The organism is Sideroxyarcus sp. TK5, assembly GCF_054601595.1.
This window is the reverse complement of sequence record NZ_BAAHSJ010000004.1, coordinates 26,311-47,696: the sequence shown is the minus strand read 5'-3', so window position 1 is coordinate 47,696 and position 21,386 is coordinate 26,311. Positions and strand designations below refer to the sequence as shown.

Below are 21,386 nucleotides of genomic sequence, written 5' to 3'. Positions count from 1 at the left end.
GTTCTCCTCAATCGCCGAAGGTGACCAGACGGTCGCACTTGATGCCGGACTCGACCAGTTGCCCCAGACCCGAGATGCGGAATCCCGTCGCCAGGTTCTCTTCCTTGATGCCGCGACGCAATGCAGCCGCCACGCACACCACCAGGTCGACCTTGTGCTCTTCCGCCAGTTTGGTCCAGCGGTTGACGATGTTGCGGTCGTCCTGCGGCGGCTCGGTCAGGCGCGAGGCGTTGTTCACGCCGTCGTGATAGAAGAACACACGCCACACTTCATGTCCCGCCTCGATGGCCGCTTTGGCGAACAGGTAAGCGGAATCGCTCGCCTGATGCTGATACGGCCCCTCGTTGACTACGATCCCGAACTTCATTCAGTCACCTCGCTCAGAAACGGATATGTGCCGAAGCGTTCAGGTTGTAACGCGAACCGCGCCAGTCGTCGATCAGGTACTTGGTGAACGGCAGACCGGTCTTCTCGAAGAAGCGCGGCCAGCCGATACGATCGATCCAGTCAGCCAGACGCTCCCAGCCACGTGCATCTTCCTTGTAGACGGTGAGGATGCGCTTCACGACGGCACTCACTTCCGGCCAGCGCGGCGGGTTGTTGGGCAGACCGGCGGCAACCATCTTCATGAAGGTCGGCTTGCCGCGCGCGTTGGAGTTCTTGCCACCGACCCAGATCGCCAGCTTGGAGAATTCCGGATCGTTGATCTGCATCGGCGGGCACGGGGGATAGCAGGCACCGCAGCACATACATTTGGACTCGTCGATCTCCAGCGAAGGCTTGCCGTTGACCATGGCCGGGCGGATCGCCGCCACCGGGCAGCGTGCCACGACGGTCGGGCGTTCGCACACGTTGGCGACCAGATCATGGTTGATGACCGGCGGCTTGGTGTGCTGCACGATGATGGCCAGGTCGGCCTGACCGCCGCAGTTGATCTCGCAGCAGGAAGTGGACAGGTGCACGCGGTTCGGCATCTCTTCGCGGCGGAACTCTTCATACAGTTCGTCCATCAGCGCCTTCACCACGCCGGAAGCGTCAGTGCCGGGGATGTCGCAGTGCAGCCAGCCCTGGGTGTGGGCGATCATGGTCACCGAGTTGCCGGTACCACCGACCGGGAAGCCGCTCTTTTCCAGCTCGGCGATCAGCGGTGCCACCTTCTTCTCGTCAGACACGATGAATTCGATGTTGGAACGGATGGTGAAGCGCACACGGCCTTCTGCGAACTTGTCGGCGATGTCGCACAGCTTGCGGATGGTGTAGACATCCATCTGGCGCTGGGTACCGGCACGCACGGACCATACCTCGTCGCCGCTGTGTGCCACGTGATGCAGCACGCCGGGACGCGGACGGTCGTGATACTTCCAGTTGCCATAGTTCTTCGCCAGCGTCGGGTGCAGGTACTGGGTATTCTCCGGTACGCCGGTCTCCTTCGGCTTGCGCTTTGCTGCGGGTGCGGCTTGGACGGCTTGATTCATCTTCTATCTCCTCAGGCTGCTTGCTTCTTGGCGTTGATCTTGGCGACTTCTTCGTCCCAACCGTCGGTACGGACGTAGGGGTTCATGCGCGGTGAATTGACCATGGCGGGATCGACCTCGACTTCCATCGCATCCAGGAAGTTGGCCAGACCGATACGCTCGATCATCTCGCCGGTACGCTCGTGCTCCAGCGCGTTCTCGGCAAAGAAGTCGATGGTACGCTGGGCGAAATCGACCAGCTTCTCGACTTCTTCTTCGGTATCCAGCTTGATGAACGGCAGCACCACGGTACCCATCAGGCCGCCGATCTTCAGGTGGCTCTTGCCGCCGACCAGCACGGTCGCACCCTTGTCCTTGCCCGGAGCCAGTGCGCCGGTCATGACGTTGATGCAGTGCATGCAGCGCACGCAATCCTGGTTGTCGATCTCGACAGCATGGGTATCGCTCACCTTGACGCTGGAGATATGCTCGCCGGACTTGATCTTGGAGATCTCCTTGACCTGGAAGGCCTTGGTCGGGCAACGGGCGACCACATCGTTCACCAGCTCATCCATGCCGTGCTTGGCGAACCACTTCTTGGCCAGCGCTTCATCGGTACGGATATTGTCGCGCCATGTGCCGATGACAGCCATGTCGGCGCGCTGCACCGAGTTCATGCAGTCGTTCGGGCAGCCCGAGAACTTGAACTTGAACTTGTACGGTAGCGAAGGACGATGGATGTCATCGAGGAAGGTGTTCAGCACGGCGCGGTGCGCCTGTGCCTCGTTATAGCAGGACTGCTCGCAGCGCGCGGCACCCACGCAGGACATGGAAGTACGCACGGCCGGGCCGGCACCGCCGAGGTCGAAGCCCATCTCATTGAACTCGTCGAAGGCTTTTTGAACGTTCTCGGTGGTCGCGCCCTGGAACATGATGTCGCCGGACTGGCCGTGGAAGGCGATCAGGCCGGAACCATGCTCTTCCCAGATGTCGCAGAACTTGCGCAGGGTGTTGGTATCGTAGTGCATGCCGGGAGGCGGCATCACACGCAGCGTATGGAATTCGGCAGCATCAGGGAACTTGGGAGAACCGTCTTCGTTCTTCAGCTCGGTGAAACGCGGGATCACACCGCCACCGTAGCCGAACACGCCGACCGTACCGCCCTTCCAGTAACCCTTCTTGGTCTTGTAGGACTCTTCCAGTTGACCCAGCAGGTCGACCACATAGTCCTTGTCCTTGGCCAGATGCTTCAGGCCGGTGACGAAGCTAGGCCATGGGCCGGACTCCAGTTGATCCAGATTAGGGGTGTCATGCAGCTTCTTGGCCATAATGTCTTTCCTTTCGATTTGCTTGCCTCTGGCTAGTGCAGTGCTCGGCAGGGTTGGTTGATCTTGTCCGGGCTCTTCGTCCCGGTTTCTAATGGTTGAGCATATTACGAGGGTGACCCTCGGCAAACCATCACCCTGAGCGGGTATGTTAGGTAACTCTAATGGGGGGTGCTTTTACCTTCCCCGGTAGTATTCCAATGCAGGGGGCATTACGGCTAGACTCGCCCTATTACCCGACCCATTGACTAAGGCAACCGGGAAACCCGCACAGGACAACCATGGCACATATCAGCACTATCGACCAGTTCACCGCACCGATCGGAAAGCAGCAGATCGATCTGCAGCATGTCGACCATGAAGAAGGCGGCTTGAACATGCTGCGCGTCCGCATCCGTGAAGGCAAGCGCTTCACCATCTTCGACATCGACCCCGAGACGGCCAAACACTGGGCCGCCGTCATGCAGAAATGGGCAGAGGCCCAGCAGCAGGCATGAGCGCGATCGAGATCAGCTTCGATCTGCACGGCGAAAGCATCCCCGCCGACTATCCCCGCAAGTTGTGGGCGGCGCTGCTGCGTATCGCGCCGACCCTGGCCGACAGCGAGGATGTGGGCGTGATCTCCCTGCGCGGCCCCACCAACAATGGCGAACTGCTGCTCCCCAAGCGCAGCAAGCTACTGGTGCGCACACCGCTGGACATGCTGGATGCCGTGCTTGCGCTCTCCGAACAAGCCTTGCAGATCGGCGACAGCGAAGTACGTCTGGGGCAAGGCAAGACACGCGAGATCCAGCCCTACCCCACCCTGGCCGCGCATCTGGTGGTGGGGCCTGCCGACGAGATCGAATTCATGCAGATGGTGCAGACCGCGCTGGATGCACTCGAAGTGCAGAGCAAACTGATCTGCGGACGGCATCACCGGCTGAATACGGATGGTCAGGACATCAGCGGCTTCAGCCTGGTGATGCACGACCTGAAAGACGAGGATTCCTTGCGTGTCCAATACGCCGGTATGGGTAGCGGGCGCAATCTGGGTTGCGGCATCTTTGTGCCGTACAAGGTCATCTCCGGCCTGGAGTGACATTCGAAAACTTTGACTCAACAAACGAAGGAGGCAACGATGGGATACGTAGTAGCTGGTAACGAACTTGCAACCGATGACGACGGCTACCTGCTGGAGCCGGATTACAGCGAGGAAGTGGTGGGCGTGATCGCCGCTGCCGAAGGCATCGAGCTGACCCCGAAACACTGGGAGATCATCAACTACATGCGCGAGCAATATCGCGAAGAAGGCCACACCCCGAACTTCCGCAACATGCTCAAGGGCGTGAACGAATTCTGGCCCGAGGCCGACAGCAAGGCGCTGTATGATCTGTTCCCGACCGGCCCGGCCAAACAGGCTGCCAAGGTCGCGGGCCTGCCCCAGCCCTACGGCAAGGGCGGCTACTAAGGAGAACGAGATGATGGATAACGTGCATGTAGTACTGGACATGAAGGGCTTGTCCTGCCCCAAGCCGCTGATCGGCGCAAAGCGCATGGTGGACGAATTGAACCCTGGTCAGGTGCTGTTGCTGATCTCCAACTGCCCCGGCACCCCGGACGACCTGTTCTCCTGGGCGGAGCTGACCGGCAATTCGATCATCAAGACCGAGAAGATGGAAGGGGGCAGCACCGGCTACCACATCCAGAAAGGCGGCAAGAGCGCCAAGCATCCGCACGCCCACGTCTCGCTGGATATCCGCGGCGCGGTCTGCCCCGGCCCCATCGTCGAAGCGAAGAAACTGCTGAACGGCATGCAGGCCAAGGAAGTGCTCAAACTGGTAAGCGATTGCCCGGGCGTAGCTTCGGACATCGAAGGCTGGGCCGCAAGCACCGGCATGACCGTGCTGGAGACCGTCGAAACCTCGGCAGGCGTGCATGAGTTCTACATCCGCAAGGGATAAGGCGCACGTCGCGATCCGCATCAAGAGCCGCTGGTTCAAGGAAGGTCGCGAACGCACGCCGCAGGAGATATCGGACGCGCTCGCCTTTTCCCTGTGGCGCATCGCCGATGGTGCACTGCGCAATACGCGCAAGTACGACTTCGAGATCGCCGTCGGTCCGCAGTATCTGGATTTCCTCGCCGAGTATCTGGTGTTCCTCATCCTCGCGGCGGACCGCATCGCCTACCGCCAACTGTCGGCCGAGGATCGCGCGACCTTCACCGGCAACCTGGCCAACCGCAGCGGCGAGACCTATGCCGAGAACCGCAGCCGACTGCTAGAGAGCGACCTTGCGACCTGCAAACAGGACTTCATCGATCTGGTGAACCGGCGTGCCGGTGAATATGCCGACTACGACTACACCGAACAGGGACCGGACTACGGCTTCTACCGCTTGCTTGCCTACAACATCGGCCAGGTACTGAACGAAGAAGATGCGAAGTGGATCATCGATCCGATGATCAGTTTCGAGGCACCCTATTCCATCGAGCAACTGGAAAAGACGCTGCGCGGCCTGTGGGAACAGGAACCGCGCCCGACCCGCACCCGCAAGAGCACGAGCGGAGACTGATGAACAACCCGTTCGACCTTGATGACGATGCTGCCTGGCAGCGCTGGCGCGATGCCAAACTCGCGAGCGCCCCGCGCACGATGGAAGACCTCATCGTCGAGGTGCGCGACCCCCGCGCCCTCACTCCCGCCGAGCATGGCGCACTGGCCGACCGCATCCGCCGTTGCAACATGGCCATCTACGCCAGCCCCATGCTGGAAGAAGACAGCAACATCCTGCGCAAACTCGGTGAGCAGTTCGGCCTGAACCATCTGGATGCCAACTGGCTGGCCGGAGAAGACGGCGTGTCATCCATCCGCGTGTTCGACGGCGGCACCCGCCAGCACTACATCCCCTACACCGACAAGCCCATCAAGTGGCATACCGACGGCTACTACAACCCGCCGGAACGGCAGATACGCGCCATGGTGCTGCACTGCGTGCGCGCCGCCGCCAGCGGCGGCCACAACCGCCTGATGGACCATGAACTGGCCTACCTCATGCTACGTGAGCAGGATCCCGCGCACATCACCGCGCTGATGCAGCCCGAAGCCATGACCATCCCCGAACGTGTCGATGAGAACGACGGCGTGCGTCCTGCACAGGGTGGCCCCGTATTTTCAGTGGATGCCGAAGGCAAGCTGCACATGCGCTACACCGCCCGCACACGCAGCATCGAATGGAAGAAAGATGAGGCCACCCAGGCTGCCGTCGCCGCACTGGAAGCCCTGCTCGCCGCCGATCTGCCGCTGGTCTTCCACGGCACGCTGCAACCCGGCATGGGCCTGCTCTGCAACAACGTGCTGCATGACCGCAGCGCCTTCACCGACGATCCGCAGCAGCCCCGGCTGCTGTACCGCGCGCGTTACCTCGACCGCATTGCGCTCAGCTGAAAAAGACCCCGTCGCGCATTAGAAAATGCTTTGTTTCGAAATCAGCAATGGCTGTTTCTCGGCCATAACTGCCGGTCGGGTGTTTTCAGTCAAACGTCTGCTATGGAATGCTTAACCGACTCCGGAATCATCTGATTGAACAACATCAGTGATATACAAAGTCCGGAATTTCCGGTGAGTGAAGCTCAAACGCTGGCGTGCAGTTTTACGCCTAATGCCTGAGTAACTTTCAGTATGGTGTCGAAGCTTGGTACTCGTTCGCCTGAGAGAGATTTGTACAAACTCTCGCGCGAGAGTCCTGATTTCTCGGCAACTTGAGCCATACCTTGTGCTCTCGCAATATCACCGAGAGCTTTGGCGATGAAAGCGGCATCGCCACCAGATTCCTCGATACAAGCATCCAGATACATCGCCATTTCTTCTGGTGTTCGAAGATGTTCTGCTACGTCATAACGTGTCGTTGTGATCATTTTTCGACCTCCTTTAACTTTGAAGCCAGTTCCAACACTGTTTTGATGTCCGCCGCTTGAGATCGTTTATCGCCTCCCGCAAGCAGAATGATCAACAATTCGCCGCGCTTAGCAAAATAGACTCTATATCCGGGCCCATAGTCGATACGCATTTCAGATACACCAGCACCAATGGGTTTTACATCCCCTGCATTGCCAGCCCTGAGTCTTTCAACTCTAGCCAGGATCCGCATCCGTGCCCGCAAGTCGCGAAGCCCGTCAATCCAGTTGGCATATTTCTCTGTTTTGCGAATTTCGACCATGCACCATTGTATCCTGCTGGCTACTTTAGTCAAGTTTGCTAGCGCTGATAGTTGACATTCATCGAACTGATACCCCCACGGTCAGCTGACTTCTCCATAGCAGACGCCAAACAGGAAGTTCACCACCGGCAGTTATGGCCGAAAAATGGCCCCCTCAGGGGCCCGTTCTCATTAATTCCCAACAACCTCGGCCTGCTCTGCACAAAAGCACGCCGGATCAGTACGCAGATAACCCCAGCCCATAGAACGGCGGACGGCGGCGGTGGAGCCACTCCAGCATGATGAGCTCGGCGTCGGTGTGATTGGCGACCGTAGTGTTGGCCATCGAGGGCATGCCTTGGTCGTGGTGGATGAAGATGGGATGGTCGTGGTGTTCGGTGACGATGCGTTCCACCCTGCCCGGCTCCGCATTCGGTTCCACCAGAGCGGTGCCGTAGCAGAGGCAGAAATACACCTGCTTCGGTTCGGCCTCGATGTAGCACGCAGTGCCGCGGATGCCGATGGCGGCGGTGGGCACCACCAGCCGTTTCTCGCCATGCTCGAACACCGACAGGATCTTCCCGCTGACCACGCGCATGAACTCTTTGGCCGCATCCTTGCTGAAACTCACTGTGCTGTTACTGCGTTGCAGGAAGGCATTGCGGTCGATGACGTAGATGGCCTCACTGTCCGCACCGGTGGTGACCTTGTCGCCCGGCAGCACGGGCTGCCCCTCCTTCGCCGCTTTGCCGTTGATGCGCACGTCGCCTTTGATCTTGTGCATGCCCTGCACGGATGGATAGTTGCCCGCCGCGAGCGCATCGCGTATCAGGCCGGGGATGCCAGCCCCGGACAGCAGCCCCAGTGCGGCCAGTTGTTGCAGCAGACGACGGCGTGATCTGTTCATTCTCAATCCTCCCGTTCATAGCCCACAGGGCCGTTATCAGCGATGTTAGAGCAAAATCGAGGCAGCTTCGCAATTCATTTAAGGATATCGCCGATCATTCGTCACACCGGCGAAATCCGGTGCCCAGTAATGATTAACGCACTGACGTAACTGCATTGTTAACTAAAACCACTGGATTCCGGCCTTCGCCGGAATGACGGTATTGGAATCTTTCCGATTCCCTTGAACGAAAAAAACGGGCATCCGAAGATGCCCGTTCTTGTTTGAAACATAACGACCGGTTGCTTACTTGCCCATCTCCAGCATCAACTGGTTGATGCGTTTGACGAAGGTGGCGGGGTCGTCGAGCTGACCGCCTTCGGCCAGCAGCGCTTGCTCGAACAGCACGGTGGCCCAGTCGTCGAAGTGCTTTTCCTCGGCTTGCAGGCGTGTCACCACCGGGTGACCGGGGTTGATCTCGAGGATGGGCTGCGACATCGGCGCGTTCTGGCCTGCGGCTTTGAGCATGCGCGCGAGGTTGGCGCTCATGTCGTTCTCGTCGGCGACCAGGCAAGCCGGGCTGTCGGTGAGGCGGTGGGTGACGCGCACTTCCTTGACCTTGTCGGACAGACTGGCCTTGATCTTTTCCAGCAGCGGCTTGAGTTCGTCGGCCTGCTTCTCCTGCTCTTTCTTCTCGGCTTCGTCCGCCAGCGCGCCCAGATCCAGACCGCCCTTGGCGACGGAGACCAGTTGCTTGCCTTCGAACTCGGTGAGGTAGCTCAGCGCCCACTCGTCCACGCGGTCGGACATCAGCAGCACTTCGATGCCTTTCTTGCGGAACACTTCGAGGTGCGGGCTGTTCTTCGCGGCGTTGAAGGTCTCGGCGGTGACGTAGTAGATCTTGTCCTGGCCGTCCTTCATGCGAGCGATGTAGTCCTTGAGCGAGACGGTCTCGTCCTTGGTGTCGGCCTTGGTGGAGGCGAAGCGCAACAGACCGGCGATCTTGTCCTTGTTGGCGAAGTCCTCGCCCACGCCCTCTTTCAGCACCTTGCCGAATTCCTTCCAGAAGGTGGCGTATTTCTCCGGCTCTTTCTCGGCCATATCGGCCAGCAGGCCCAACACCTTGCCGGTGCAGCCCTTGCGGATGGCTTCGATGTCCTTGGACTCCTGCAGGATCTCTCGCGAGACGTTGAGCGGCAGGTCGGCGCTGTCGACCACCCCGCGCACGAAGCGCAGGTAGAGCGGCATCAGTTGCTCGGCGTCGTCCATGATGAACACGCGGCGCACGTAGAGCTTGATGCCGTGGCGCGCGTTGCGGTCCCACAGGTCGAACGGCGCATGCTTGGGGACGTACAGCAGTTGCGTGTATTCCTGTCGGCCTTCGACGCGCGCATGGCTCCAGGCCAGCGGGTCGTCGTAGTCGTGGCCGACGTGCTTGTAGAACTCCTTGTATTGCTCTTCGGTGATGTCGTTCTTGGATTGCGTCCACAGGGCGGTGGCCTGGTTGACGGTCTCGTCCTCGTCGCTGGTGACGTAACCGCCATCCTTCCATTCCTCTTTCTTCATCAGGATGGGCTGCACGATGTGGTTGGAATATTTCTTCACGATCTCGCGCAGTTTGTAGCCGGCCAGCAGGTCGTCCTGCCCTTCGCGCAGGTGCAGCGTGATCTCGGTGCCGCGCGTGGCTTTTTCCACCATCTCGATGTCGAACTCGCCGCCGCCGTCGGATTCCCAGCGCACGCCCTGGTCGGCATTCTCGCCTGCACGGCGGGTGAGCACGGTGACCTTGTCGGCCACGATGAAGGCGGAATAGAAACCGACACCGAACTGGCCGATGAGGTGTGCGTCCTTCTTCTGGTCGCCGGACAGCTTGCTGAAGAACTCGCGCGTGCCGGATTTGGCGATGGTGCCGAGGTTGTTGATGACGTCGTCGCGGTTCATGCCGATACCGTTGTCGCTCACGGTCAGCGTGCGCGCCGACTTGTCGAAGGCGATGCGGATGGCCAGCTCGGAATCGTTCTCGTACAGGGCGTCGTTGTGCAGGCCTTCGAAGCGCAGTTTGTCGCAGGCGTCGGAAGCGTTGGAGACCAGTTCGCGCAGGAATATCTCGCGGTTGGAATACAGGGAATGGATCATCAGCTGCAGGAGCTGCTTGACCTCGGTCTGGAAGCCCATGGTTTCGCGGTTGACGGTGGTGCTGTCAGTCATGTTTTCTCCGTATGTATCGTTGAACAGGAATCAAGGGGTGCCAAATAGGACGCCACCCTACTTGGGGGCGGTGCGGGAGATTTCAAGCGTGCTTTTGCAGAGGCGGCCGCGGCTCAAGATAGCGCACCTGGTTGCGCCCGCCTTGCTTGGCCTGATACATGGCGTCGTCCGCCAGCCGCAGCAGGTCCTCGCTGGAGGAACAGTGACGGTCGAACAGCACCACGCCCAGGCTGGCCGTGCAGCGATGCTCGACCATGAGCGGCTCGCCCCGCTCGCGCGCCACACGCAGCTGATACGGCTCGCCCAGCCGCTGCCGTATCTTTTCGGCGATGTCCGAGGCGCGTTGCATGGAGACTTCCCGGTCGGTGCTGAGTTCGTTCAGCATCACCACGAACTCGTCGCCGCCGAAGCGCGCCACGGTATCGACCTCGCGCACGCAGTCGGACATGCGCTGCGCGACCTCGACCAGCAACAGGTCGCCCACATCGTGACCGTGCTCGTCGTTGAGCGGCTTGAAGTTATCGAGGTCGATGAACATCAGCGCCGCATAGCGCTTGCTGCGTTTGCACGCCGCGATGACCAGCCCGAAACGGTCCAGCAGCAGGCGGCGGTTGGGTAGTTGAGTCAGGGGGTCATAGAAGGCCAGATTACGGATCTGCTCCTCGGCTTTCTTGCGTTCGCTGATGTCGCGTGTCAAGCCGAGCACGATCAGATCGCCTTGCAAGTTGTAGGCGAAATGGGCAGTGATCTCGGTCCACACCGTGCTGCCGTCGCGCCGTATCTGCTCGATCTCCTCCGTATAGTTCACCGAGCTTTGTTCTGACAGGAAAGCCTGGCTGCGCTCCTCGATCCACTGCCGGACTTTCTCAAGGGAGGCAGGTGCCAGGGTCTTTTCCAGCAGCATCGGCATCACTTCTTCCGCGCTATAGCCGAGCAGCTTGTGGACCGACGGACTCATGTATTCCCAGTGATTGGTGCGCAGGTTCAGCACCCAGATCACATCCGAGATATTGTCGGCGAGGAAACGGTATTTCGCCTCGCTCTCGCTGACCAGATGCTTCTGCTTCTCGATCGCATCCAGCATACGGTCGAGACTGCGCGCCAGCGTACCGATCTCGTCGCGACGGCCGACATCGGCACGGCGTTTGACCTGCCCCTGCTCCACCGATGAAGCGACCGACATCAAGTGATGCAAGCCGTGTGTCATGCGCCGTGCCAGATACATCGCCACCAGCGTCACCATCAATATCGCGAACACGCCGAACTCCAGCCAGGAACGGATCAGCGCATCCAGATTCGCGTTCACCGCATCGCGCGTCATCTCCACCCTCACCCAGCCCAGATGGCGGCCGCTGAAGATCACCGGATGGCCGACCACCACCAGATTGCGCTGGTCCACCAGCACCTGCTGGTCGCGCGCCGCCGAAGCGAGCATGTCGCGACTCAACGCATCGCTCGCATAGAAGCCGATCTCGGCTGGCGAGGTGGAAGCCAGCACCTCGCCCTGCGGGCTGACAAAGAAGGCGCGCCGCAAGTCGCTGGTGCGCGCAAAACCCTGCACCACCTCCTGCAGACCGGCCAGATCGTTCGCCAATATCCAGGAGGTACTGCTGATGGTCAGTGCATGCGCCAGCGAAGCGGCCCGCTCGGTGGACATCAGGTATTGCGCATCGCGCTGCTATACATGGATCAGATAACCGAACAGCGTCATCAGCACCAGCGACGACACGGCAAAGCCCAGCACCAGTTGCCTGCGGATGGAGCTGCGCCAAAGCGCGGTGAAGAAGTTGTGTTTTTTCATAAGGTCAGTATTCGATATGGCGCACGGTCGCCGAGAAGCGGGCCAGATAGCGGCGCACCTGCGCATATATCTCGTCGTTCGCCATCTCGAAGCCGGTGATGCCCAGCCTTTTCACCATATCGCGCCCGGCTTCCGAATCCGTCAGACCGACCAGTGCCCGGCCGACCGCGACCGCCAGCTCGGGCGGCACATCCTTGCGCACCACCCAGCCGTTGTTGGGCAGAGTCTCGGTCTGCCATTTCACTTCCAGTTGCGCCGCCATCTCCGGATGTTCCTGCTGGAAGGTGATCCACGGCACCGGCCAGGTCGCGCCGGCGGCGACGTGGCCGCGCAATACGTTCAGGATGGAAGACTCCTGCGAGCCGACATAGAGGTTCTCGATGTCGCGGTTCACGTCCAGCCCGTGCGTGTGCAGGTAGTATTGCGGCATCATGGTCGCCGCCAGCGCGGTGAGCGCGGGGTAGGAGACTTTCTTGCCCTTGAGGTCGGCCACCTCACGGATACCGCTGTCGCGCCTCACCAGGATGATGCCGCGGAACAGTTCGTCGTTGCCCATCTTACCGAACACGCGATAGCCGTGATCGAGCGAGCGCACCGTCTGATAGGGATTGGGCATGGCGAAATCGAAATCGCCGCTGAACAGTTTTTTGTCGAACTCTTCGTAGTTGCGCGAGGCTTCGAGCCGGAAGCGCGCCTGCGGGATACTGGCATTGAGGTGGTCTACGATGGGGCCGTACACTTCGACCAGTCGCCTGGGGTTGTGCAAGGGGTGGATGCCGACCACATATTCCTTTACCGCATTGTCGTCCTTCTGGCCGAATGTCGGCTCATAGACGGCCTCCTGCTTGCTGCAAGCAACCAGCATGAACACAGCCGACAGTAGTGCGATCCCCTTCATTCCTGTCCCCGCAAGCAATGGAAAAATTTTATTGTTGACCCGATATTACCCCCTGACACAGGCACTGTCTCGGTCGATTGAAAATATCTCTGGCTATTCCGGCTTGCATCCGTATAATGCGCGCCTTGCCGCTTCAGAGGCGGCATCGAGTCCATCGTTTCCTGACCCTCTGCATCCCGTACTTTTTGGATGCGCCAAGCTTCACCGGTTAGCGACGATGTTTGTTTGCGCCGGTAGAGGTTTAAATATCCCCCTACTGATTTCCATTGTGTGGCCCGTGGCCACGCATGCGCTGTGTCTTATAAAAATCAAGGAACAACATGTCTGAAAATATCATCGCCCCTGCGGCTCCTGCGACCGAGCAAGCTGCCCTCACCTTCGATTCACTGGGTCTGGCACCGACCATCCTGAAGGCCGTTCAGGATGCAGGTTACACGGTGCCCTCGCCGATCCAGGCACAGGCCATCCCCGAAGTTCTGGCAGGCCACGACCTGATGGCTTCCGCGCAGACCGGCACCGGCAAGACCGCCGCCTTCATCCTGCCCGCCCTGCAAAAACTGTCCGTCGAATCCAGCGTGCGCAGCAAGGGCCCGCGTGTGCTGGTGCTGACCCCGACGCGCGAACTGGCGCAACAGGTTTCCGACGCGGCGGCCAAATACGGCAAGAACATGCGTCTGAAGACCGTGAGCATCCTGGGCGGCATGCCCTACCCGCTGCAGAACAAGCTGCTGTCCGGCTTCGTGGACATCCTGGTGGCGACACCGGGTCGTCTGATCGACCATATCGAACGCGGCCGCATCGACTTCTCGCGTCTGGAGATGCTGGTGCTGGACGAGGCCGACCGCATGCTGGACATGGGCTTCATCGACGACGTGGAGCGCATCGCCGCCGCCACACCGGCCAGCCGCCAGACACTGCTGTTCTCGGCCACACTGGACGGCGTGATCGGCAATCTGGCACAGCGCCTGCTGAAATCGCCCAAGCGCATCAGCGTCGCCGCCACCAAAGCCCGTCACGAGAACATCGAACAGAAGTTGATGTACACCGACGATATGGCACACAAGAACCGCATCCTCGACCATCTGTTGCGCGATGTGGAGCTGAACCAGGCCGTGGTGTTCACCGCCACCAAGCGCGATGCCGACACACTGGCCGACAGTCTGTCCGCACAAGGTCATGCCGCCGCCGCCCTGCACGGCGACATGAACCAGCGCGAGCGTAACCGCACCCTGCTCAACCTGCGCCGTGGCAATGTGCGCGTGCTGGTCGCCACCGACGTCGCCGCGCGCGGCATCGACGTGCCCGGCATCTCGCACGTCATCAACTTCGACCTGCCCAAGTTCGCCGAGGACTATGTGCACCGCATCGGCCGCACCGGCCGCGGTGGCGCATCCGGCATCGCCGTATCCTTCGCGGGCAGCCGCGATGCCGGCACGCTGCGCAACATCGAGCGTTACACCGGCCAGAGCATCCAGCCTCACACCATCGAGGGTCTGGAGCCGAAGTTCAAGCCGCGCCCAGCGACACCCGGCGGTCGCGGCAACAGCGGCCCGCGCGGGGGCAACGGCGGTCCGCGTTTCAACAACGGCCCGCGCAACGGCAACGCTCCCCGCAACGCTTCCGGCGCACCGCGTCATCATGCCCCGGACAGCCGTCACAGCTTCACACGTGACGAGCACGGTTCCCACCCGCGCCGCGAAGGTCATTCGCACAACCGCTTCAACGATACGCAGCCGCGCAGCAACGCGAACGCGCCTGTGAACGGCAACCGCGCGCCGGCCCCGTTCAACAGCAACCGCCGCCCGCAAGGCACCAGCTTCTCGCTGGGCAGGGGCCACAACAGCGGCAACGGCAACAAGCGTTAAGACTGTCTGATGCACTCAAAAAGGCACGCCACGGCGTGCCTTTTTTGTTGTGCTGGACATGGCTATCTAATATCCTCGCACCCCATCAATATCAGAGCATGCATCATGCCCATCAGCATCAAGACCGCAGAAGAGATCGAAAAGATGCGCATCGCCGGGCGCCTGGCCGGCGAGGTGCTGGACTACATCGCGCCATTCGTGCAACCCGGCGTCACCACCGAGGCGCTGGACAAGCTGTGCCACGACTATATGGTCGACGTGCAAGGCTGCATCCCCGCGCCGCTGAACTATGCACCGGGCGGCCACACGCCGTATCCTAAATCCATCTGCACCTCGATCAACCATCAGGTGTGCCACGGCGTGCCCAGCGACAAGAAACTGAAGAACGGTGACATCGTCAATCTCGACATCACCACCATCAAGGACGGTTTCCACGGTGACACCAGCCGTATGTACTACGTGGGCGAGCCTTCCATCCAGGCCAGGCGCCTGTGTGAGAAGACCTATGAAGCGATGTGGCACGGCATCCGCCAGGTGCGCGCCGGTGCGCATCTGGGCGACATCGGTCACGCCATCCAGTCCTTCGCCGAAGGACTGGGCTACAGCGTGGTGCGCGAGTTCTGCGGCCACGGCATCGGTCGCAAGTTCCACGAGGAGCCGCAGGTGCTGCACTACGGCAAGGCCGGTACCGGCGTGAAGCTGGAAGCGGGCATGATCTTCACCATCGAGCCGATGATCAATGCCGGCAAGAAAGACATCAAGCAACTGGGCGACGGCTGGAGCATCGTCACCAAGGACCACAGTCTGTCCGCACAATGGGAACACACCATACTGGTCACCGAGACCGGCTATGAAGTGCTGACGCTTTCCGCCGGATCGCCCGCCATCCCCGCCTGATGCCCGTACACGCCGTCCGCAACAGCCTGCGTGCCGCGCGACTCGCGCTCAAACAGGCCTATGCGGAATCACCCCAACCCGCCCGCTACCTGCGCGACCATACACAGGTCGTGGACGAACATCTGCAACAAGTGTGGCGCGCGTCCGACATCCCGCCCGGGCTGGCGCTGGTCGCCGTGGGCGGCTACGGCCGTGGCGAGCTCTATCCCAGATCGGACATCGACCTGCTGATCCTGCTACCACAGGAAGCGGATGAAGCGCTGCAAAGCCGACTGCAAGCGCTGGTCGGCCTGTGGTGGGACATGGGTCTGGAGATCGGCCACAGTGTGCGCACGGTGGATGAATGCCTGGATGCCAGCAGCGACATCACCGTGCAGACCAACCTGCTGGAGGCACGCCTGCTGGACGGCGATGCCGCACTGTTCGCGACACTGCAACAGCGGCTGCACGAGCACCTCGATCCTTGCGCGTTCTATCAGGCCAAGAGTCTGGAACAACAGCAGCGCCACACCCGTTACGTGGACACAGACTTCAATCTGGAACCGAACCTGAAGGAAAGTCCCGGCGGATTGCGCGACCTGCACAATGTGCTGTGGATCGCGCGGGCCGCCGGTTTCGGCGATACCTGGCAGGCGCTGGCGCGTAACGGCTTGCTGACCATGACCGAAGCGCGGCAAGTGGTGCGTCACCAGCAGCTGCTGCAGGATATGCGCATCCGCCTGCACGAACTGTGCGGCCGCCACGACGACCGGCTGGTGTTCGACTACCAGCAGCCGCTGGCCGAACAGCTGGGTATGACCGCCACGCCGCAGTTGCGCGCCAGCGAGCGCATGATGCGCCAGTATTACCGCACCAAGCGCGCGGTACTGCAACTGAACAGCGTGTTGCTGCAGACCATGCGCGCGCGCCTGTTCACCGTCAGTACGACGCGCCCCCTCAATCCGCGCTTCATCGCGCGCGACGATACGCTGGAAGCCTGCGACGACGGGCTGTTCGAACGCGAGCCGTCCGCCATCCTTGAATGCTTCCTGTTGCTGCAACAGCATCCCGAATTGAACGGTTTTTCTGCCGCGACGCTGCGCGCCCTGTGGCGCGTCCGCCGTCTGGTCGGCCCGGCGTTCCGGCGCGACCCGCATAACCGCGAGCTGTTCATGCAGATCTTCCGCCAGCCGCAAGGCCTGACCCACGCGCTGCGCCGCATGAACCAGCAGGACATCCTGGGACGCTACCTGCCGGCCTTCGGACGCGTGGTGGGCCAGATGCAGCACGACCTGTTCCATGTCTATACCGTGGACGAACATATCTTGATGGTGTTGCGCAACCTGCGCCGCGCCACGCTGGAGCAGTACGCGCACGAGTTCCCGTTGAGCAGCCGGCTGATCCGCGACTTCGAGCGGCCCGAGGTGCTGTATATCGGCGCGCTGTTCCACGACATCGCAAAAGGGCGCGGCGGTGACCATTCCCTGCTGGGGCGCACCGATGCGCGCCGCTTCTGCAGGATGCACGGCATCCCGCCGGAGGACAGCGAGCTCGTGGTGTGGCTGGTGAAGCACCATCTGCGCATGTCGGCCACGGCGCAGAAACAGGACCTGAGCGACCAGGACGTGATCGCCGCCTTCGCGGCGGACGTGCCGGACGAGCGCCACCTGACGGCCCTGTATCTGCTGACCGTGGCCGATGTGCGCGGCACCAGTCCCAAGGTATGGAACGCCTGGAAAGGGAAGCTGCTGGAGGACCTGTACCACGCCACCCTGCACTATCTGAACTACGGCAAGATCGCCGACCAGATCGGCCAGACGCAGCGCGAGGCAGCCGCCACGCTCAATCTGTACGCGATCGCGCCGGAGACCTATCTGCCGCTGTGGGCGAAACTGGACGACGAATACTTCATCCGCCACGAGGCGCACGAGATCGCCTGGCACACACGGGCGCTGACCCAGCGCCCGGACATCAAGACACCCATCATCAAGACACGCCTCTCGCGCATCGGCGAAGGCATGCAGGTGCTGGTGTACCAGCGCGACCAGCCCTACCTGTTCGCGCGCATCTGCAATTTCTTCGCGCGCATGAACTACAACATCATGGAAGCCAAGGTGCACACCACCGAACACGGCTACGCGCTGGACAGCTTCCTGGTGATGGATGCGAGCCAGGACAAGACTGCCTACCGCGATGTGATGAACTATGTCGAATACGCGCTGGCCGAGGAGATAGGCGGCGACGCCGTCTCCATCCCCGAGCCGGCCTTCGGGCGCCGCAGCCGCCAGTTGAAACATTTCCCCATCGCGCCCCAGGTCGAGCTGCGGCGCGACGAGAAGGGACGCTACAACCTGTCGCTGGTGGCCGGCGACCGTCCCGGCCTGCTGGCGCGCATCGCCTACATCCTCACCCGTCACAAGGTGCTGATCCGCAGCGCGAAGATCAACACGCTGGGTGCGCGGGCCGAAGATACTTTCTGGATAGACGGAGAAGCATTGAACGATGCGCATGCCCGCGAGGCACTGCGCGATGTCCTCGTCTCGCAGCTCGCCTGAGCGCGACCCTCGAAAAAAAGTTGAAAAATAGGCCAAATGGCATATTGACAAACGCGGACAATCCACACCCACCCTGCCAACTTGCCCCTCTTGACAAGCTCCCCTGTCGAAAAAACAACGACTTATTGCATCGCATTGTTTTTATTATTGTTTTTTGTCGTATATTTTTTATGCAACGATTCAGCAATGCCCGAAATGACGGTCTTTTGCGCTCGCTGAAAGTGATCCTTCCACAAAGTTATCCCCAGCTTTTGTGAATAAACGATAAAAAGCTTTTCGCTCCGTCAGTTAGCTTGAAACTGCCAACTTGCCTTGCCGTGGACGGGCCTTACAGGCTACAGTTCGCGCCTTGGAATTTTCGCCATTGGGAGTCGTTGCGTGTTCAATCTCATCGAAGCGGCCGGCTGGCCGATCTGGTTTCTGATCATCTGTTCTCTGGTTGCCGTCACCCTCATCGTCGAACGTGCGATCTATCTGCGCGGCAAGAATGTGAACCCGCCCGGCCTGCTGGACGAAGTGGTGAACGAACTGAAACAGCGCGGTGTCAGCCCGGCCATGCTGGACCGTCTGAGTGCAGGTTCGCCGCTGGGCAAGGTGTTCGCCGCCGGGCTGAAGAACATCAAGAGCCCGCCGCAGGTGATGAAGGAAGCCATCGAAGAGACCGGCCGCGCCGCCAGTCACGAGATGGAGCGCTTCCTGACCACACTCGGCACCATCGCCTCCATCAGCCCCCTGCTGGGCCTGTTCGGCACACTGGTCGGCATGATCGAGATCTTCGGCTCGCAGAACGCGGGCGGCGCCGCCCCGGCCGAACTGGCGCACGGCATCTCGGTGGCTTTGTACAACACCGCCTTCGGCCTGATCGTGGCAGTGCCCAGCATGATCGCTTATCGCCACTTCCGTGCCCAGGTGGACAGCCTCACCATCGAGATGGAACAGCAGGCCATCAAACTGGTGGAGATCGTGCACGGGGAACGCAAATGAATTTCCAGCGGGGCCGCGATCGCGAGACACCGGAGATCAACCTGATCGCGATGATCGATGTGTTGCTGGTGATCCTGATCTTCCTGATGGTCACCACCAGCTACGGCAAGTTCTCCGAACTGCAGATCAACCTGCCGCAGGCCGGCGGTGCCGACAGCACGGTGCCGGTCAGCAAACCCATCGTGGTGGCGGTGGATGCTTCCGAGCACTATGCGATCAACGGCGCGCGTACCGATTTCAAGAACCTGGGCGAATTCTCGCAGGCCCTGCGCAAGGCGGCCGGCAAGCAGGACGACCCGGTGATCGTGATCAATGCCGACGCCAAGGCGGCGCACCAGTCGGTGATCACCATCATGGAAGCGGCGCGTGAAGCCGGTTACGGCCGCATCACCTTCACCACACGCACCCCGGCCAAATAACCTGCAGACATGGAACGTCTGCAACAGCACTGGTATCGCCTCTCCCCGCTCCATCTGCTGCTGTATCCGCTCAGCCTGCTGTTCCGCCTGCTGGTGGCGCTGCGCCGCTTGCTGTTCCGCGTCGGCATGCTCGCCTCGGTGAAGTTGCCCGTGCCGGTGATCGTGGTGGGCAATGTCACGGTGGGCGGCACCGGCAAGACACCGCTCACACTGTGGCTGGCGCAGCGCTTGATCGAAGCCGGTCGGCATCCCGCCATCATCAGCCGCGGTTACCGCAGCGAGGGTGACGCATCCGCTCGCGAAGTGCGCAAGGACGATAGCGCGCGCACGGTCGGCGACGAACCACTGCTGATGGCGCGCCGCGCACTGTGCCCGGTCTGGGTGGGGCGCGACCGCCCCTCCGTTGCCCAAGCGCTGCTGCAGGCCCATCCCGAATGCGACATCCTCATCAGCGACGATGGCTTGCAGCACTATCGTCTGCAGCGCGACATCGAGATCGCCGTGATCGATGGTGTGCGCCGTTTCGGCAACGGCCTGCTGCTGCCCGCCGGCCCGCTGCGCGAGCCATTGTCGCGACTGCGCGAGGTCGATGCACTGGTGTTCAATGGCGGGACGCCCGATATTGCGGAAGGCTTCACGATGTCGCTGCAGGGCACGCGCTTCCACAACCTGCTCGACCCGACCCTGACGCGTTCGGCTGCCGACTTTGAAGGCCTGAAAGTGCATGCGCTCGCCGGCATCGGCCATCCGCAACGCTTCTTCCGCCATCTGCAACAGCTCGGCCTGCAGCCCGACACGCACGCCTTTCCCGACCATCACCATTACAGCGGCAACGAGATCAATCCCAAGGATGCGGACGCGATACTCATGACGGAAAAAGATGCGGTAAAATGCGCGGCGTTCGCCTCCCCCAGACACTGGGTGCTGCAAGTGGATGCGCAAGTCGCCCCGCCGCTGTTCAACCTCATCACGGAAAAACTATCTCATGGACGCTAAACTGCTCGACATCCTGGTCTGTCCGCTGTGCAAATCACCGCTGGTCTATCGTAAGGCCGAGCAGGAACTGGTGTGCAAAGCCGACCGGCTGGCCTATCCGATCCAGGATGACATCCCGGTGATGCTGGCCGACGAGGCACGCACGCTCACCGCCGAGGAAGTCGAAAAGCTCTGATGCTTTCCTTCAAAGTCGTCATCCCCGCGCGCTTCGCTTCCACGCGCCTGCCGGGCAAACCCCTGCTGGACATCGGCGGCAAGCCGATGGTGATACGTGTCGCGGAACAGGCCGCCAGCAGCGGCGCGCAGCAGATCATCATCGCCACCGACCACGCCCCCATCGTCGAGGCTGCCGGCGCGAACGGATTCGAGGCCTGCATGACCCGCACCGACCATGTCAGCGGCACCGACCGCATTGCGGAAGTTTGCATGCAACAGGGCTGGCCGGATGACACCATCGTGGTGAACGTGCAGGGGGACGAGCCCTTGATCCCGCCGCAACTGATCGCGGCTGTCGCGCGACATCTGCACGAACACACCGACTGTGCCATCGCCACCGCCTGCCACCCTGTGCACGATGAAGCGTCGATGCGCAACCCGAACATCGTCAAGGCGGTGCTCGACAAACACGGCAATGCGCTGTACTTCAGCCGCGCCCCCATCCCGTGGCCGCGCGACGCCTACGCCAAAGGCGAACCCCTGCCGGGCGAGGTCACTGTGCTGCGACATATCGGCATCTATGCCTACCGCGCTTCGTTCCTGAAAGCATACGGCCAGCTCGCCCCTGCCCCCATCGAACTGGCGGAATCCCTTGAACAACTGCGTGCGCTGTATCATGGCTACCGGATCGGCGTGACCGTCACGCGAGACGCGCCTCCCAGCGGCGTGGACACCGAGCAGGACCTGCTGAACGCACGGCGCATTTTCGAATCACGATAATCACTGG

24 protein-coding genes are annotated in these 21,386 nt (G+C 61.1%); 14 read left to right on the top strand and 10 right to left on the bottom strand.

Translation table 11 applies throughout. The annotated features are described in order from the left end of the window. Positions 1 to 7 precede the first annotated feature (7 nt). The 3 genes from tusD to dsrA are packed head-to-tail and all read right to left on the bottom strand — an operon-like array spanning position 8 to position 2,782. Positions 8 to 367 carry a sulfurtransferase complex subunit TusD gene (gene tusD, locus ACYPYQ_RS08130; RefSeq protein ID WP_459722609.1) on the bottom strand — a complete coding sequence of 120 codons (360 nt, stop codon included), beginning with the start codon at positions 365 to 367 and terminating at the stop codon, positions 8 to 10. Positions 368 to 380: 13 nt separating this feature from the next. Next, positions 381 to 1,475, bottom strand: a complete 1,095-nt coding sequence (dsrB, locus tag ACYPYQ_RS08125) for a dissimilatory-type sulfite reductase subunit beta (RefSeq protein ID WP_459722606.1) — start codon at positions 1,473 to 1,475, stop codon at positions 381 to 383. 11 nt (positions 1,476 to 1,486) lie between these two features. Next, entirely contained in the window at positions 1,487 to 2,782 is a 1,296-nt protein-coding gene (dsrA, locus tag ACYPYQ_RS08120) for a dissimilatory-type sulfite reductase subunit alpha (protein ID WP_459722603.1), read from the bottom strand. A 278-nt stretch (positions 2,783 to 3,060) separates the two neighbouring features. Here dsrA and ACYPYQ_RS08115 point away from each other — a divergent pair, with 278 nt between their 5' ends. Genes ACYPYQ_RS08115 through ACYPYQ_RS08090 form a run of 6 tightly spaced genes read left to right on the top strand, consistent with a single transcriptional unit; the run spans position 3,061 to position 6,204 of the window. Continuing rightward, positions 3,061 to 3,276, top strand: a complete 216-nt coding sequence (locus ACYPYQ_RS08115) for a DUF6967 family protein (protein WP_459722599.1) — start codon at positions 3,061 to 3,063, stop codon at positions 3,274 to 3,276. Beyond that, on the top strand, positions 3,273 to 3,860 hold the full coding sequence (gene cas6 / locus ACYPYQ_RS08110) for a type I-MYXAN CRISPR-associated protein Cas6/Cmx6 (RefSeq protein ID WP_459722595.1): 588 nt from the start codon (positions 3,273 to 3,275) through the stop codon (positions 3,858 to 3,860). Before ACYPYQ_RS08115 ends, cas6 begins: the two co-directional genes overlap by 4 nt. 39 nt (positions 3,861 to 3,899) lie before the next feature. Continuing rightward, entirely contained in the window at positions 3,900 to 4,229 is a 330-nt protein-coding gene (locus ACYPYQ_RS08105; protein WP_459722592.1) for a TusE/DsrC/DsvC family sulfur relay protein, read from the top strand. Positions 4,230 to 4,239: 10 nt separating this feature from the next. Continuing rightward, the gene (locus tag ACYPYQ_RS08100) at positions 4,240 to 4,722 is read left to right on the top strand and encodes a sulfurtransferase TusA family protein (RefSeq protein WP_459722589.1); all 483 of its coding nucleotides are present in this window, start codon (positions 4,240 to 4,242) and stop codon (positions 4,720 to 4,722) included. Beyond that, positions 4,697 to 5,332, top strand: coding sequence for a hypothetical protein (locus ACYPYQ_RS08095; protein WP_459722587.1), 636 nt, complete (start codon positions 4,697 to 4,699; stop codon positions 5,330 to 5,332). Before ACYPYQ_RS08100 ends, ACYPYQ_RS08095 begins: the two co-directional genes overlap by 26 nt. Then, positions 5,332 to 6,204: a TauD/TfdA family dioxygenase gene (locus tag ACYPYQ_RS08090; protein WP_459722583.1), complete on the top strand. Its 873-nt coding sequence runs from the start codon at positions 5,332 to 5,334 to the stop codon at positions 6,202 to 6,204. Before ACYPYQ_RS08095 ends, ACYPYQ_RS08090 begins: the two co-directional genes overlap by 1 nt. A 185-nt stretch (positions 6,205 to 6,389) precedes the next feature. On the opposite strand, the gene ACYPYQ_RS08085 is transcribed toward ACYPYQ_RS08090, so the two are convergent. From ACYPYQ_RS08085 to ACYPYQ_RS08055, 7 genes are all read right to left on the bottom strand, one after another. Further along, positions 6,390 to 6,674: an addiction module antidote protein gene (locus tag ACYPYQ_RS08085; RefSeq protein WP_459722579.1), complete on the bottom strand. Its 285-nt coding sequence runs from the start codon at positions 6,672 to 6,674 to the stop codon at positions 6,390 to 6,392. Next, complete coding sequence (locus ACYPYQ_RS08080; protein ID WP_459722576.1) at positions 6,671 to 6,976, bottom strand: type II toxin-antitoxin system RelE/ParE family toxin; 306 nt, start codon at positions 6,974 to 6,976, stop codon at positions 6,671 to 6,673. Before ACYPYQ_RS08080 ends, ACYPYQ_RS08085 begins: the two co-directional genes overlap by 4 nt. A gap of 217 nt (positions 6,977 to 7,193) precedes the next feature. Next, the gene (locus ACYPYQ_RS08075) at positions 7,194 to 7,862 is read right to left on the bottom strand and encodes a FecR family protein (RefSeq protein WP_459722573.1); all 669 of its coding nucleotides are present in this window, start codon (positions 7,860 to 7,862) and stop codon (positions 7,194 to 7,196) included. 285 nt (positions 7,863 to 8,147) lie between these two features. After that, positions 8,148 to 10,049 carry a molecular chaperone HtpG gene (gene htpG / locus ACYPYQ_RS08070; RefSeq protein WP_459722571.1) on the bottom strand — a complete coding sequence of 634 codons (1,902 nt, stop codon included), beginning with the start codon at positions 10,047 to 10,049 and terminating at the stop codon, positions 8,148 to 8,150. An 82-nt stretch (positions 10,050 to 10,131) separates the two neighbouring features. Continuing rightward, entirely contained in the window at positions 10,132 to 11,706 is a 1,575-nt protein-coding gene (locus tag ACYPYQ_RS08065) for a diguanylate cyclase domain-containing protein (protein ID WP_459722568.1), read from the bottom strand. 21 nt (positions 11,707 to 11,727) lie between these two features. Further along, on the bottom strand, positions 11,728 to 11,850 hold the full coding sequence (locus ACYPYQ_RS08060) for a hypothetical protein (protein ID WP_459722565.1): 123 nt from the start codon (positions 11,848 to 11,850) through the stop codon (positions 11,728 to 11,730). Between the two features lie 4 nt (positions 11,851 to 11,854). Further along, positions 11,855 to 12,748 carry a phosphate/phosphite/phosphonate ABC transporter substrate-binding protein gene (locus ACYPYQ_RS08055; RefSeq protein WP_459722563.1) on the bottom strand — a complete coding sequence of 298 codons (894 nt, stop codon included), beginning with the start codon at positions 12,746 to 12,748 and terminating at the stop codon, positions 11,855 to 11,857. A gap of 320 nt (positions 12,749 to 13,068) precedes the next feature. On the opposite strand from ACYPYQ_RS08055, the gene ACYPYQ_RS08050 reads away from it, so the two are divergent. The 8 genes from ACYPYQ_RS08050 to kdsB all read left to right on the top strand — a co-directional run bounded on the left by ACYPYQ_RS08050 (position 13,069) and on the right by kdsB (position 21,379). Beyond that, positions 13,069 to 14,613, top strand: a complete 1,545-nt coding sequence (locus tag ACYPYQ_RS08050) for a DEAD/DEAH box helicase (protein ID WP_459722560.1) — start codon at positions 13,069 to 13,071, stop codon at positions 14,611 to 14,613. A 105-nt stretch (positions 14,614 to 14,718) separates the two neighbouring features. Next, positions 14,719 to 15,510: a type I methionyl aminopeptidase gene (map, locus tag ACYPYQ_RS08045; protein WP_459722556.1), complete on the top strand. Its 792-nt coding sequence runs from the start codon at positions 14,719 to 14,721 to the stop codon at positions 15,508 to 15,510. Next, positions 15,510 to 18,044, top strand: coding sequence for a [protein-PII] uridylyltransferase (locus tag ACYPYQ_RS08040; RefSeq protein WP_459722554.1), 2,535 nt, complete (start codon positions 15,510 to 15,512; stop codon positions 18,042 to 18,044). The genes map and ACYPYQ_RS08040 overlap by 1 nt, the downstream gene beginning before the upstream one ends. A 378-nt stretch (positions 18,045 to 18,422) precedes the next feature. Beyond that, positions 18,423 to 19,028 (top strand): MotA/TolQ/ExbB proton channel family protein, encoded by a 606-nt coding sequence (locus ACYPYQ_RS08035; protein ID WP_459722551.1) that lies wholly within the window; start codon positions 18,423 to 18,425, stop codon positions 19,026 to 19,028. Beyond that, positions 19,025 to 19,447, top strand: a complete 423-nt coding sequence (locus tag ACYPYQ_RS08030) for an ExbD/TolR family protein (RefSeq protein WP_459722549.1) — start codon at positions 19,025 to 19,027, stop codon at positions 19,445 to 19,447. Before ACYPYQ_RS08035 ends, ACYPYQ_RS08030 begins: the two co-directional genes overlap by 4 nt. Before the next feature lie 9 nt (positions 19,448 to 19,456). Further along, a complete protein-coding gene (gene lpxK / locus ACYPYQ_RS08025) occupies positions 19,457 to 20,443 on the top strand; it encodes a tetraacyldisaccharide 4'-kinase (protein ID WP_459722546.1) in 987 nt (328 codons plus the stop codon). Further along, positions 20,433 to 20,618: a Trm112 family protein gene (locus ACYPYQ_RS08020; protein WP_459722544.1), complete on the top strand. Its 186-nt coding sequence runs from the start codon at positions 20,433 to 20,435 to the stop codon at positions 20,616 to 20,618. The genes lpxK and ACYPYQ_RS08020 overlap by 11 nt, the downstream gene beginning before the upstream one ends. After that, positions 20,618 to 21,379, top strand: a complete 762-nt coding sequence (gene kdsB, locus ACYPYQ_RS08015) for a 3-deoxy-manno-octulosonate cytidylyltransferase (RefSeq protein WP_459722540.1) — start codon at positions 20,618 to 20,620, stop codon at positions 21,377 to 21,379. The genes ACYPYQ_RS08020 and kdsB overlap by 1 nt, the downstream gene beginning before the upstream one ends. Positions 21,380 to 21,386: the final 7 nt, after the last annotated feature.